The 12,750-nt window shown below is 64.9% G+C and carries 10 protein-coding genes; all 10 read right to left on the bottom strand.

Annotated features, from left to right (window positions below; genetic code table 11):
• Window positions 1–5: 5 nt before the first annotated feature.
• A complete protein-coding gene (locus ACIBK6_RS23890) occupies window positions 6–2,810 on the bottom strand; it encodes a type 2 lanthipeptide synthetase LanM (protein ID WP_399053357.1) in 2,805 nt (934 codons plus the stop codon).
• Between the two features lie 23 nt (window positions 2,811–2,833).
• Window positions 2,834–3,616 carry an aKG-HExxH-type peptide beta-hydroxylase gene (locus ACIBK6_RS23895; protein WP_399053358.1) on the bottom strand — a complete coding sequence of 261 codons (783 nt, stop codon included), beginning with the start codon at window positions 3,614–3,616 and terminating at the stop codon, window positions 2,834–2,836.
• Complete coding sequence (locus ACIBK6_RS23900; protein ID WP_399053359.1) at window positions 3,613–4,341, bottom strand: hypothetical protein; 729 nt, start codon at window positions 4,339–4,341, stop codon at window positions 3,613–3,615. Before ACIBK6_RS23900 ends, ACIBK6_RS23895 begins: the two co-directional genes overlap by 4 nt.
• Window positions 4,338–6,146, bottom strand: a complete 1,809-nt coding sequence (locus ACIBK6_RS23905; RefSeq protein WP_399053360.1) for a M3 family metallopeptidase — start codon at window positions 6,144–6,146, stop codon at window positions 4,338–4,340. The genes ACIBK6_RS23900 and ACIBK6_RS23905 overlap by 4 nt, the downstream gene beginning before the upstream one ends.
• Window positions 6,140–7,330, bottom strand: coding sequence for a JmjC domain-containing protein (locus ACIBK6_RS23910; RefSeq protein WP_399053361.1), 1,191 nt, complete (start codon window positions 7,328–7,330; stop codon window positions 6,140–6,142). The genes ACIBK6_RS23905 and ACIBK6_RS23910 overlap by 7 nt, the downstream gene beginning before the upstream one ends.
• Window positions 7,331–7,563: 233 nt before the next feature.
• On the bottom strand, window positions 7,564–7,791 hold the full coding sequence (locus ACIBK6_RS23915) for a hypothetical protein (RefSeq protein WP_399053362.1): 228 nt from the start codon (window positions 7,789–7,791) through the stop codon (window positions 7,564–7,566).
• A gap of 903 nt (window positions 7,792–8,694) precedes the next feature.
• A complete protein-coding gene (locus ACIBK6_RS23920; protein WP_399053363.1) occupies window positions 8,695–10,488 on the bottom strand; it encodes a hypothetical protein in 1,794 nt (597 codons plus the stop codon).
• Between the two features lie 188 nt (window positions 10,489–10,676).
• Window positions 10,677–10,958, bottom strand: a complete 282-nt coding sequence (locus tag ACIBK6_RS23925; protein WP_399053364.1) for a hypothetical protein — start codon at window positions 10,956–10,958, stop codon at window positions 10,677–10,679.
• A gap of 62 nt (window positions 10,959–11,020) precedes the next feature.
• Window positions 11,021–11,326 carry a hypothetical protein gene (locus ACIBK6_RS23930; RefSeq protein WP_399053365.1) on the bottom strand — a complete coding sequence of 102 codons (306 nt, stop codon included), beginning with the start codon at window positions 11,324–11,326 and terminating at the stop codon, window positions 11,021–11,023.
• An 820-nt stretch (window positions 11,327–12,146) separates the two neighbouring features.
• Complete coding sequence (locus ACIBK6_RS23935) at window positions 12,147–12,746, bottom strand: hypothetical protein (protein ID WP_399053366.1); 600 nt, start codon at window positions 12,744–12,746, stop codon at window positions 12,147–12,149.
• Window positions 12,747–12,750: the final 4 nt, after the last annotated feature.

Here is a 12,750-nt window from a genome sequence, read left to right on the forward strand (position 1 = left end):
TCGTGCTACGCGCGTGCTGTCTTGCCGCTGTTCATCGGGATGTCTCTGTGCTCCGCGGGTGGTGGCTTGCCCAGGTCCCAGGTCCCAGGTTCTGCCAGCCGGGCCGGCAACAGGAGCGAGGGAAGTTGGGTATCCGAGCCCCAGCGGGCCAGCTCGTACGCGGTACCGGCCATCCCGCTCCAAAGGCCTGGTCTCCCGATCGTGTTGTAGCCAGCGCTGGAGCCGCGATCCAGGGTGTTGAGAACAGCTCGGGCCATCCGGGCGGCGGCTGCCGCGGTCGTGTCGTCGCTGATCAGTGCCAGCACGCTGATACGCCCGGCCTCGCCTTCCGCGAGCCCATGCCCGTGGACAGGGCTGGTCAGGATCTCCTCGGTGAGCAGTGTCAGGTCGGGTTCTACCCAGGTCTCTCCGGATGTGTTGGCGGTGGCGGCAAGAGCCCGAGCGGCCAGGGACTGGTACGTACTGTCCGTCCAGGGGGAGAAGAACGCTGAGCTTGTCTTGGTGTGAGGCGGTCGGGCAGGAGCAGGCTCTTGACGGGGTGGTTGATGGGAGAACCGCTGTTGTGCAAGGAGATGGGCAAGCTGTGCGTCGTGGGAGTAGGGCTGAGGTGCTGGCCGGGACAACAGTTCGTGGGCTGCGTCAGTAGCTCGTTGCCGGAAGGGCGAGGGCAGCAGGAGAGCACTGCTCAGCAACCCGAGCTGGGTTACGGAGGCATCCTCGCCCTGCTGGCGGTCGAGATACGGGATGCTCCGTTGGATCGAGGAGAGCATCGCCGCCACCACGGTGTGGGTCTGATCGTCGGGACGGCACCTCAGCAGCTCGGCGGCTACGGGCAGCCGATCACAGAGCTCCCCCAGCACGTAGAGCCCCTCAGATCGCGATAGGTGTTCCACTTCGCGAAGCCACGGCGCGGCAAGGCGATCGGCAAGCTCTGCGGCCGTGGTGGCGAGGGTGACGTTGGTGGCGGAGCTCTGCAGCAGCGTTGCCGTGAGCAGGATGCCGGAGGTGCCGGAGCGGATGCTGGTGCCGCAGTGGCCCACGTGGTGCAGTCTGCGAGGATCGTGACGGATGTCAGCCCAGGCAAGACCGCCATCGATAGTCTCCACCGCCAGGTCTCTAAGCTGGAGCAGGAGTTGATGGGCCCCCTCGAGACATAGCGATGAGTCATCGAGATGCTGGTCGGGCGTGCTCCGTGGTCGTGGCGGAACACGGCGCGGGTTGCGATTGCGTGCGGCGCACTCGATTGCTGCGCTGGCCTGCCAGCGTGCTGAGGCCTGCTCGAAGGGAAGCTGCTTCAAGCGGTGGAGCAGGACTTCACGGCCAGTGTGGTCGAGGATTTCATGATGCTCCCCCGAGCCCCCCTGGACGAAGCAACCGTCGATGGGTCCGCAGAAGAGAGGGACGTCGCCATTGAACAGATCGTCTACTTCGTCCGCAATGAGGGTGTCCCGCCAAGGGTGGAAGGCCGAGTTCGCGAGGAGTTCGGCCTCGAAGAAATCTTGTCGGGCCTTCCCGGATGTCAGATGGTCCGGGTGCAGGCTCTGAGACAGGAGTTCGCTGTAGCGGGCAGTGGACAGAGGGACGAGTCGGCAGGAGTCGGATGACAGATCGATGATCTGCTGGCGCAGCACCTGGTCTGTCTGGACTCTGTCTGCGAACGTCGCGAGCATCTCGTCATAGCCGTCCAGGAAGGCAACACCGTGACTGTCCCGTGTGCCGTTTTCTGCCAGAGAGGGGGACAGCGTTGGCGCTGCGGCGCCCAGCGCACTGTAGGGGGAGAAATCCACTCCTTCAGCACGGCCGGGCAACGGCGTCCGGTAGGGAAAGATCCCGGTATGCACGGGTGAGGCTTGCAGGAAGCGCAGCTCCTCCCGAAGCGTCGACGGCAGCGAGGGATTGTCGTGGACGATGCCGAGACCGAAGACTTCCTCGTCGATGATGTGCAGAGCGTCATCCGCCAGCACGATGTTGCCGAGATGGATGTCTGATGCGGCCAGTACCCAGCTCAGAGCTGCGGCCTGACCGAGGCGCCGGTAGTGCACTAGCGCGCTGGCGCGGTCGACCGCTTCGGCCGAGTGGATGTAGTCCGCCCAACCATAGGTCCCCCGGTCGAGAGCGGGGGGGAAACAGACCTCCAATGCTGGCCTGTTCGTGTTCAGCTGGGCTGCAATGCGTCCCAGCCGGTGCAGGAGGGACTGGGACCGCGGCTTATAGGCCACCGCCCCGCCTGAGGTGAACCGGAGCAGCGCGGCCGCACGGCCCTTGCGGTGTTCATCACCGGCCGGGAACTCAAGGCGGTCAATCTCCCCGTGCACGCCGAAGTGCGCCTGTAGTACCTCTCGGTCTTGTTCGAGACGCCGGTCCAGTTCCCTCAGCGTGTCTGCCCAGTAGCGCAGACGCGTAGCCAGCAGCCGGATGAGGCACGGGAGAGCGGCCGTGACGCGTGCGAACACGGCGGGTGTACAGGCCCGGCCACACGCAGGGTCACACGGCAGTATCTGGCACCATTCGGCAAGTACGCGTGCCATGTCGTCGATCTGCGGCGGCATGGTGTTGGGCCCCAGATACGGAGCTGCGGGTGTGAAGGAGGCGGCGACGGCGACTAAAGCTTGGCGCACCAGGCTGACGTCCACCGTATGGTGTCCGCTGCTGGATCTGGTCACACTGCCCGAGGCGATCAAAGAATCCAGTACAGCGGCCCCATCTTCAACCCACAGGCGTTGTGTCCCTGTCGCGTCGGACTCTGTGGGACGCAGCGCCATTTTCCAATGGGTCTGCCATATCAATGTCGTGTTTTCAACTTCGCGCACCGCAGGTGTCTTTCGCTCGGTGCCTAAGCCCGCTGTGTCGCGGTGCTGTCCGACTGCAGGCGGAGTGCCACCTCATGGCCCACGTCAGTCAAGTGAGGAGCGACCTGCTCCAGGAGTTCGCAGCAGCCCGCCATGTAGTCGTGAAGGTCGCCGAGACGCTGCCCGGTCGGCTCTGAGGGGGGAAGGGCCCGGTAGAGCGCTATGAGGTTTCTGGTCACGTGTGCGGCACCGAGTACTTCGCCGGGGTTGCGGTTGCTGGTACCGGAGGGAAGGTCGAACAGCACATCACCGGTGGTGCGGTGCAACGGCCACATTTCCTCCACCAGGTAGAGCCAGTTGTGGCTGGTCTCGTGGAGGACCTGTTCCAGCAGCTCGGTCCGGGTCTGGAATGCCTCCGCCCCGAGGAAAATGTGCTGCGGGAAATTGAAGTTGGAGGACCCGATGGTGCCGGGGCGCTGAAGCCCGTGGAAAGTGATGCGCAGCTGGCGCAACAACCTCCAGTGGGGCACAAGATGCGCGAGCTGTGCCAGCGCGTCCTGCGCTTCTAGTTCCTTCTCTGCCGGCAGCGGCATCACATCGGAGCGGAAGGGATGAGAGCCCCGAAGTTCCAGTGCCCGAGCGGGGTCGAGTACCTGGCCCAGAAGATGCTCCCGTTCCTGTCCCGATGCAGCAAGCAGCGTGTCGGCGTCGCCGGCCCGGAACAGCCGGGTCGTAGCTACCGCGGTCAGGAACTTCGCGCTGTCGAAGGCACTGTCCACCAGTGGAATGCCGCCGAAGGTGGCCTCCAGGGAGGGTATGGCTGTCACTGTGCTGCTCCTTCGGGATGGCGCATGTCGCTGTTTCGATGCTTCACCAGGAAGTCTGTACGGCAGGCCCGTTCGGCGTCCTCTCCGAACGCAACGACGCCGATACCTGAGCGGCGGCCGACCTGCAGGACCGGGAAGGGCCCCTCGGCGTCGGGGTTGAAGGTGTAGTAATATGGGATGGTTTCGGAAAGATCACGCAGCATGTCCGGGCCGCACTTCTTTCCTTTGTATGTGTCGTACTTGAACCTGGGGTGGCCGATGTCGAAGTCGTCGATGATCGCAATGCCGTGTGTGATGGACGACAGTTCGCGGAGCAGGGGCCAGATGTCTTCCCAGTGTGCATCCAGGTAGTAAATCGGCCGTGCGAAGTGTCCGTTGGCCTCATTCACCAGCTTTGGTGAGTCCGTCGTCTCGCACCGGGCGTTGGGCAGGCGTCGCAGCCGATGCTGTGCGACCTCCGTGAAGACGGGATCGACATCGCAGGTCCACACGGGCAGTTCGCTGTAGGTGCGGGCGAGGTAGACGGAGGTGTCACCAAGAAAGCAGCCAGTTTCGACGATGCCGTCACACTTGTAGGCCGCGATGAGGTCATCGACCATCGTGGCGATGTTGATATCGAAACCGAATGGCCCGCCGCCGTCTCCGAGGCGGACCGCTCCTACGCGCTCCACTTGGTAGAAGTTGCTGTACACATGATCGTAGCTGCGGCTCTGAGTGCTCGTCATGAGAGGTTCTCCTCCACTGTCGTTATGAACTCGGCGATCTGGTCCTGAAATGTCGCTAGACCAGCTGCCCAGAAATCTGATTTTCGAAGGTCGACACCGGCCTCCCGCATGATCGTGTCGAGTCTGGATTCTCCGGAGCGTCGCAGGATTTCGTCGAGAATGCGTCGTCGGTCCGTTGCGGAATGCTCGGCGTCGGCTGCGAGGGCGGCACCGAGGAGATTGCCGAAGCAGTACTGCCAGCTGGCGTACGGCGAGCCGAAGGTGTCAGCGCGTGCTGCCCACCAGTAGCGGTGCAGCGTATGGGGCACCACGCTGTCCTGGTAGGCAGAGAGTTGGCTGTCCGTCATCAGATCGCAGATACGGTCCTCGGTCAGCGGGCCGGCCATCCGTTCTCGAAACAGGTTGTCCTCGAAGGAGAAGGTCACCAGGGAGTCGACGGTGTTCTGGCACTTGCGGACCAGGACGGCGTTCAGCCGCGCAAGCCGTTCGTCGTCTGGCGAGCTGCGCAGTATCTCCGGTCCGACCAGGGCCTCACAGAAACCGCTCGCTGTCTCCGAAATGGTCAGTGGGATGTCGCGCTGGAGCCAGGTCGTTCCGGTCAACTGGAGGTAGTGGTAGGCATGGCCGAGTTCGTGGGCCCACGAGAGGATCGACTCATATGTGCCGTCGTAGGTGATAAGAATCCGCGGCTCGCCATCAGCGACCATCACACACAGATCGCGGGAACGCTTGGTGTCTCGTGGCTGGCTGTCGACCCACTGACGCTTGAGTGCCTGGCGCGGAAGACCAGCCAGCTCACGGGAATGGCCTGCAAAGGCCCTTTCGACCAGTGGAACTGCTTCTGGCCAGGGAACCCGGCGATCTCCCAGTACGGGTACTGGAATGTCCCACCACGGCAGGGCCTTTCCTCGGCCCAGGAGTCGCGCCTTGGCTGAGAGGAAGGACCGCACCTGCGGCAGTACGTCACGTACCGCACCGATCATTGCCTGCAGGATGTCCTGGTCGATTCCTTCGGTATCAACTCGCTCACTGAGCGGCGAGTCCCACCCACGTGCTTGAGCAATCAGAAGTTCCTCGCCCTTGATCGCGTTCAGGCTGGCGGTGAGCGGGCCAGCAACGGAGCGCCAGCGAGTGACGTTTCCCTCGTGGCGCTCCACGGCGCCCTCCGGCTGCCCCCCGGGCTCGTACTTGAGGGGGTATGGGCCCACACCGCCAGCGAGTTCTTGATAGAGCCTGAACCAGGCAGCCCCGGAGAACTCCTGTAGTCGGTGGTAGAGAGCCTCCGCAGCAACAGGCATCCGGTGGCGCGTCGTGGCCGCTGCCCGTTCTACGAAATACGCATGCTTCCGTGCCACCTGGCTGCCAGCCAGCAGCTCCTCGCCGTCGAACCGGGCAGCCCACGACTTCAGGTCCTCTACCAGAGCCAGCAGCTCACGTGTGTGGGTACGGAACTCCAGTTGCTGCTGCCGGGCTGCTTCGTCGGTCTCGTCGGACCAGACCAGCGCCGACAGGTAGAACGAGATCGTCCGGTAGCGGTCGAACAGGTCGTTGGACTGCTCCATCACGGAGTCGAACGTGGCGAGCGACTTCTCATCCACCTTCAGGCGGGCGCCGGGGCCCACGCCATGCCCGCGGTAAGCGGACTTGAGCAATGGCAGATCTGCGATGGCTGACGCGCGGGCGCGGGCGAACTCCTTGGAATCCAGGCCCGGAAAGATGCTCGTCAGGCTCCAGCGGGGAAGCGCGTCTGCCGCGGCGCCCTGTCCTCCCCCGCTGTCCTGCCGTGCAGCCCGCTCGTCTAGCATGCCTCGTCGCTCCGGACAGCCAGTCCGCTCGCCAGCAACTGCCGGACCAGGAGCTCGCCTTGGGCGCTTCCCAGACGCTTCTGCGCGGTTTCGAGCAAGCTCTCGTGCTCTTCAGTCAGGAGCTCCGCCACCAGGGAGGCCGCTGGCTCGTCGAAGACGCGCTCGGAGGTCCCGAGATGCACACGGAGGGAACCATCTTCCCAATGCTGCCCCACGGCGCCTTCGGGCCGGATCCGCACGTCGCCGATCTCTGCGTCCTTGCCACGCAGGACGTCATCGAACGGCTTGATCCGCGGCCCCATGAAGCGCCGAAAGTGCGCCGCACGCACGTACTTGGCCAGGTCCGTGAGGTCGTCATCGGTGAGGCTGTCCGTCATCTTCGCGAAGACGTCGCGAAGCGTGTCCGCGCAGTCCTCGGGGGAACTGGCAAACCCAATGGGAAGGTCCAGCCTGAGCCCGCGACGGTCAGCAAGCCAGTCGACCGCGCTCTGGGCCATCCAGCTCTCCGTGCTGGTCTCAACCCGGAGCGAGACATGCAAGGACCGGTCGGATTCAGTGACCCCGGCATGGATCCACCCCCGAGGCATCCAAAGGACGTCTCCCTCCTCAAGGAGTACCTCGATGTCAGGCGGCCCATCGTTCAGTCGGGACCGGTCTTCCTCTGTCAGATTGGCCCAGCTCCATGCATGCCGTTCGAGTGGGTTGGTCATCACCGGTCGGTAGAGCCGCCAGAGCTTCTTTCCCTCGCACTGACAGAGGAAGTTGGAAGCCTGGTCGTAGTGCTGTCCGAGCGCCTGGTTTCCGGGGGGAGTGAAGAAGGCGAACGCCTTGATCGGGCTTCCCAGCTCGTAGCCGAGGCGCTCTGTGAAGCGGCCGAGACGTTCATCGAAATGCTGTAGGTTACCCAGCTTCAGGGAGTAGCCGGACTGGAGGTATTCGGCTACACCGAGTGGGTCCGCCAGTTCCCTGATATCCGCTTCTTGGGTGTAGCGGACCAGGGTGTATTCGGTGTTGGGCGCCGGCTTGCTGCGCTTGGCCACAGTGAACCCCGGGGTCCGGGCTCCGCCCCTGGCGATGATGGCATCGAGGTCTGCGGTGGTCAGCAGGGATCCGGCTTTCGGCATGCCCTTATAAACCGTCGGCTCCTGCGGAGGGCTCGCGATGAACTTCTCTGGATCCGCCACGATTGATCCAAGAGCTCGGTACTTCATTGGTCCCTCCACGGTGTGAACTCCTACGAAGCATCGCTCCGCGAGACTGCCCCCCAATCGGTGCGCACACAGACGGCAGCTCAGCTCTCAAAGCGAACAAACAAGTGGGGCTGGCATGATCCGACGCCAACAGCGATGGGCGACTGCGTGAACTCGTGCGTGGCAAGCACGCTTTCGGTCCATGCAGCCGCCCATCATTCAAGGTGCTAGACCTGACGCGTACGGATCATGCCGCCGAGCAGGTCGCTGCCGACCATCTCGACCACCTCGCCGGACTCGTTGCGCACCGGACGCTCAAGCCGCTCCGAGGTCTGCGCACGCAGGGCGAAGTTGTCCTGGTCGGACGTCTCGTGGTCAGACGGCGCCTCGATCAGGCCCTTGCGGAGCATTCCCACGAACTCATCGACGTCACCGGAGTTAAGTGCATTCGACAAAGCTAAACCCCTCCTTTAGATCGTTTCGCAAGGCATTCACCTCACCATCTCGACACTTCCATGCAACTCGGCGACGAGTCAAGGCATTTGATCGAGCTTGACCAAACGCCATATTGATCCATTGCATGACACATACATCATTCTGGACATCCCGCCGACTCGCCCTCTACCCTCTTGAATCAAGGCCTGTCAAGACACTATTGAGAGATTTGGATGCGGCTGCACGCCACCCAGAACGTGCTTACATCCTTCTCCGATGTCGCCTCGAGTTCTCTCCTCCCGCTCAGGAATGGACGGTTCGGAAATCTGATTCTGACTCGGCTCAATATCCATGAGCGGCTCGGCAGCGGCACCCGTAGAACCCATAACAGGATCTTGGTGGGTGTCCTGGTCGGGCGTGACCGGTGTGACGGTTTGGCCGTTCGGGAGGGTGCGAGCACTCGGGCGTGGATCGTGGACGACGAGTTGTGGGCACTTGATCAAGCCGCTGCTGCCGCCTTGGCCGATGAGGTCAGCAGGGCCGCGGCCGTTCGCGGACCGGTTGTGCCTGCAGCGACGTTGCTTGACAACTCCGCCCGCCTAAGCCGGGATTCGGGTCCGGACAGACCTGCTGGCGAAGCCTGGACCGCGGGCAGCAGGCAGGGGCCTTCGACCAGGCGCACCGAGTGCTGCTTGCCGAGCTGAACGTGGCTGGCCGACTTGGCTGGTCCAGAGCCTGTATGGATGGCTCCCGCACCCGTGTGAAAAAGAGCAGGGCTGACACGGGTCCGTCGCCGGTCGAACGGCGCAAGAAGGCAGCAAACACCTGATCTGTGACGGGCGCGGCACTCCGCTCAAAGTGATCACGACCGGGGTCAACGTCAACGACGTCACCCAGGCCCTCGCCCTGGTCACATACATTCCTCAGTTGAGGAGACCACGGCTGCGCGGCTTGTGCAGCGGATCGGGTTCGTACAGGGCGAGGAGCACCGCCTCCGCACGGTCCGGTGATTTCATCCCGCGGGTCTTCATCGCTTTCTTCGACTCGATTTGGGTGTAGCCGCTGGTCGTTGAGAGGAGCTTCGGCGTGGAGAGCTGGGCGGCGGCTTTCTTGTCGATGTGGAGGCGCAGCCGTCCGCGGCCGGAGGACGGGTCCGGTTGGAGGAGACTGCGGGTCGCGAGCCACATCTCGTCGCGCTTGCGCCATGGCCGCATGATCGCGCCGGGGTCGTCCTGGCTGGGGGACTCCGACACCATGACGCCGACGATCTGGGCCCGATGCCGGCCGGTCTCGGCCCAGCGCTGGAGCATGGACACCACGCCGTGGCCGATGCCGTTCTGGTCGAGCTTGACGCGTACGGAGTGCGGGGAGCCGAGGGCGTCGGCGAGGCGCTGCGCGGCGTGGATCTCCTCCAACACCTTCTCCGCGACGGAGACCTGGTTGTCGTTGGCCGCGCCAGCGGAGGCGTGCCGGAACTCGACGGCGTCACCGACCGAGCGGAAGATCGTGAACTCATCGCCGCCGTCTGCCGCGATGTCGACGCCCAGGCGGACCCAGGCGCCTTCCCGGACACTGTGCTCGGCGGTCTCCCCGTCGAGGCCGAGGTCGCACAGGCGATGCCAGCCTTCCCCGGCGGGGTCCTCGTACGCCATCGCCGCATCGACCCAACTCGGAGGTATGACGACGCCGCCGCCCCCCTTCGGGAAGCGTGCATAGACCTTCGCGATGACGTACGGATGGTCTTCGCCGTACGACCGGATAGTGCGGTCCACCCAGTCCTGGTCCGGCATATGGTCGGTCAGGGAGTGCCGGGCGACTCCCTCGGGGCAGTCCGTGCAGAAGGGGGCCAACTCTCCGGTGATGGCGGGGGAGTCGAGAGAGCTGATCGGGATGGTGACAGTCGTCGGCTCGCTCGGATCGTCGCCCTCGACGCACAGTTCCTCGAACCAGCTCGACGGGTCGTCCATCGCGGGGTTCCCGATGGCGAGCATCGCCGCGTGCCCGCCTGTGAGCAGGTTGTTCGTGCCGTGGCCGATCATCGGGGCGATACCGCCCGCCTCGTCGACGATGAGCAGCAGATGGGGCATGTGAATGCCCTGCATGGCGGCTTCGTCGTTGGCGGGGGCGCTGAAGCCGTAGGCGGCGACGAAGTCGTTGCCGTACGGGTCGGGCATCTTGTACTGGACGGTGTCGCAGTACCCGGGCAGGCCGGCACGGGGGACGATCTTGCGGATGTGCGGCCACAACTGCCGCTGTACCTGGCGGAAGCGGGTCGCGGTGGTGATGCACAGGGCAGTGCCGACGGGATAGACGTTGGTGAACCAGACGGCGGCGCGGGCGGCCAAGTGCGTTTTGCCGACGCCGAATCCGGCGGGGACGGCCACGCGTTTGTGGTCGGCGATCGCGTCGAGAACGGTGCGCTGTTTGGACCACAGGCTCTCGCCGAGGACATCTTCGATGAAGCCGCTCGGGCTGTCGCGCCACAGGCCGTAGAGGGAGCCGGTGGTGCGCTCGACCTCGGTCATGATGACGGCGCGCTCGCGGGCGGTGAAGTGCTCCTTGAACGCCTTGCGGCGCTCGGCGGGGCCGAGGCGCAGCAGGATGTCGGCCACGTTGGCGGCGTCGCGGGAGATGACGCCGGGGCGGGCGTGCTGCAGCTTGGACGCCGAGGGGGCCACGCGAGTGCGTCTCGGCTGGCCAGGCTGCGTGCGGGACATGGTCGGACGGTGCCGTCCGGGCAGGGTTTGTGTCGCGGTCTGACCAGGCGCCCATGCCCAGACGCCCAGCCAGACCGCGGCTTCCGGCACACGGTGTGATGACGAACCGCGCCCTGTGCGCTCGCGCGCCGGAATTCGGGGGATGAGGCCCGCGCGAGGGGGGAAAAGGGACGCGCGGGCCTCAGCACCTATAGATACGTCGGAGGGCCCGAACTTGTTACACCTGCACCACGCTGGGGGGCGTCGGCCGGGGTGAGGCGGGCTGCGATGGCGTCCAGGAGTGCGGTGTGTTCCTCGTTGGCGCGGCGTATCGCTTCCTGGATGATCGTGGACTCGGCGATGGCGACGGCCCGTTCATCGGCGTTGAGCCGGTACCAGGGCGTGGCCTGCGCCCCGGCTGCGGCGAGGACCTCGCGTCGCGCCTCGTAGTAGTGCCGGGCCAGGGACAGAGGGTTGGGCATGGTGGTCATACCCAGGGGAACGCCACCCGGCTGAATCTGTGACAGCCGGGCGTCGTCCTGGCAGTTCGTGGCTACTTGCCGAAGATGACGGTGTTGTCGCAGCCCTGGCCTGAGCCGACGTTGGTGTTCTGCGTGCCGGGCGAGCCCTTGCTGTTGGACCGGTTGCCCTCCAGGCCGTTCTGGTACCCGGACTGGCCCTGTACATCGGCGTTGTCTTCGACCGTGCTGCATGTGTTGCTCTGGTTGACGACGAGCGTCTTGGTCTCTTTGCCGGCGTGCTCGTGTTCGTCTCCGTGGGCGTAGGCGGTGCCGGTGCCGAGGAAGCCGATGGCGCTGATGAGGACGGCTACGACAGCGGTCTTTCGGGGCTTGAGCATATCTTCTCCGAGCGTTGAAGCGGACGCGGACGCGGACGCGGACGCCACGTCATAAGGTGACGAGAGGTTAATGCGAAAGTGTCTGAGATCCGTTTGTCGGCGCGCCGGATCGTCTGACCAATGAGCAGGGGTGCCGGCCCTGCGGCTGGCCCAAGTTCCCTGTACGGCCAAGGCATCAAGAAGCCGGACGCGGGCGTAGGCGTTCCGCACGGAACCACCCGTGTGGCCGCGTCACGAGCGCGCGGCACCCAGGCTCTTCGTCACTGCCCCAGGGCGCCGACGAAACTCCCGTGCGGCGTCGCCGAGTTCGTCTCATGACGGCGCATCTCGACGACGTCACGCGCCGCGTACCGCGGGCAACGATCTCCGACAGCGTGGGAAGCGACCACCGAACAGGGGCACGTCGCCTCTTGGAGTCGGCGGCGTTCACGGCGAGGGCCTACTCCGTTGTTTTTTCGGCCAGTCGGCGAACCCCGATCAACCCGTTGAGAATCGGATAATCCCGGGCTGGGCAGAAGTCCCCGCGTTTGGCGAAGCCTATCCAGCGGTGATCATGAACTGCCTGCCCGTCTGCCATCGAGCATGGTCTTGGGGAGTGTGCCGACGGTGCCTGAGCGGAGCGAAGGCACCGTAACTACCCTAATGGTCTGAGGTGATGTTTCTACTAAAGGGGCCTGGCCTGCCGGAACCCGGCCTGCCGGAAGCCGGGTTCACCGGCGCCGGATTCTCAGGCCCCGGTCAGAGCGCCTAGCCCCGTCACCGGGGCCTGAAAAACCGGCCCCGGTGAACCCGAGGCCGGCAGCAGGGCGGACGGCTTGCGTCAGTGGCCGCGGCGTCGCTTCGCCATGTTCTTTACGTCACGGGCGTACTTCACCGTGACGTTGCCGAGTTCGGCGATCCGGTCCGTGGTCCAGTCGTACGGCTCCTCGGTCAGTACGAGCGCGGCGTCCTGAAGGAACGGCATCGCGGTCTTCCGGCGCGCAGTCGCCACTGACACGGTGGCGGACAGGGACGGCAGTCGGTCGGCGGCCTCCTTGATGTGCGGCACGCCGGCCTTCTGCGCGACAGCGCGGCGCTCCTCGGCGGTCATACGCTCGTCGTCCTTGGTGGTGAGCGACGCCGCCTTCTTGTCTCGGTGCAGCGCCGCGCGCCGCATCTCGACGTACGCGTTGGGAGTGATCCCGAGGACGTTGGCCAGGCCACGGACGCCGTCATGGAACCACAGGGACATCGCGGCCTGGTTGCGTTCCTCGGAGTGCGCGGCGATCTCAAGGTCGGCCTGCTGCACGATCTCGCAGGCCCGCTTGAAGCGGTCGTCGGGGCGGGCGATGGCGCCCAGCTCGTCCTTGACCTGGCGCTCAGCGTCGGCGCGGAGGGTCTTGTGGTCGGGGATGGTGAGGTTGTGGTGCACAGCGGGCATGACT

Origin of the sequence: Streptomyces sp. NPDC050485, from assembly GCF_044458185.1 — a bacterium.
GTDB lineage: Bacteria > Actinomycetota > Actinomycetes > Streptomycetales > Streptomycetaceae > Streptomyces.

What these genes read in the sequence shown, in the direction of transcription:
- ACIBK6_RS23920 (WP_399053363.1), bottom strand. Translation starts at nt 10,488, where the DNA reads ATGTCCCGCACGCAGCCTGGCCAGCCGAGACGCACTCGCGTGGCCCCC.
- ACIBK6_RS23925 (WP_399053364.1), bottom strand. Translation starts at nt 10,958, where the DNA reads ATGACCACCATGCCCAACCCTCTGTCCCTGGCCCGGCACTACTACGAG.
- ACIBK6_RS23930 (WP_399053365.1), bottom strand. Translation starts at nt 11,326, where the DNA reads ATGCTCAAGCCCCGAAAGACCGCTGTCGTAGCCGTCCTCATCAGCGCC.
- ACIBK6_RS23935 (WP_399053366.1), bottom strand. Translation starts at nt 12,746, where the DNA reads ATGCCCGCTGTGCACCACAACCTCACCATCCCCGACCACAAGACCCTC.
- ACIBK6_RS23905 (WP_399053360.1), bottom strand. Translation starts at nt 6,146, where the DNA reads ATGCTAGACGAGCGGGCTGCACGGCAGGACAGCGGGGGAGGACAGGGC.
- ACIBK6_RS23900 (WP_399053359.1), bottom strand. Translation starts at nt 4,341, where the DNA reads ATGACGAGCACTCAGAGCCGCAGCTACGATCATGTGTACAGCAACTTC.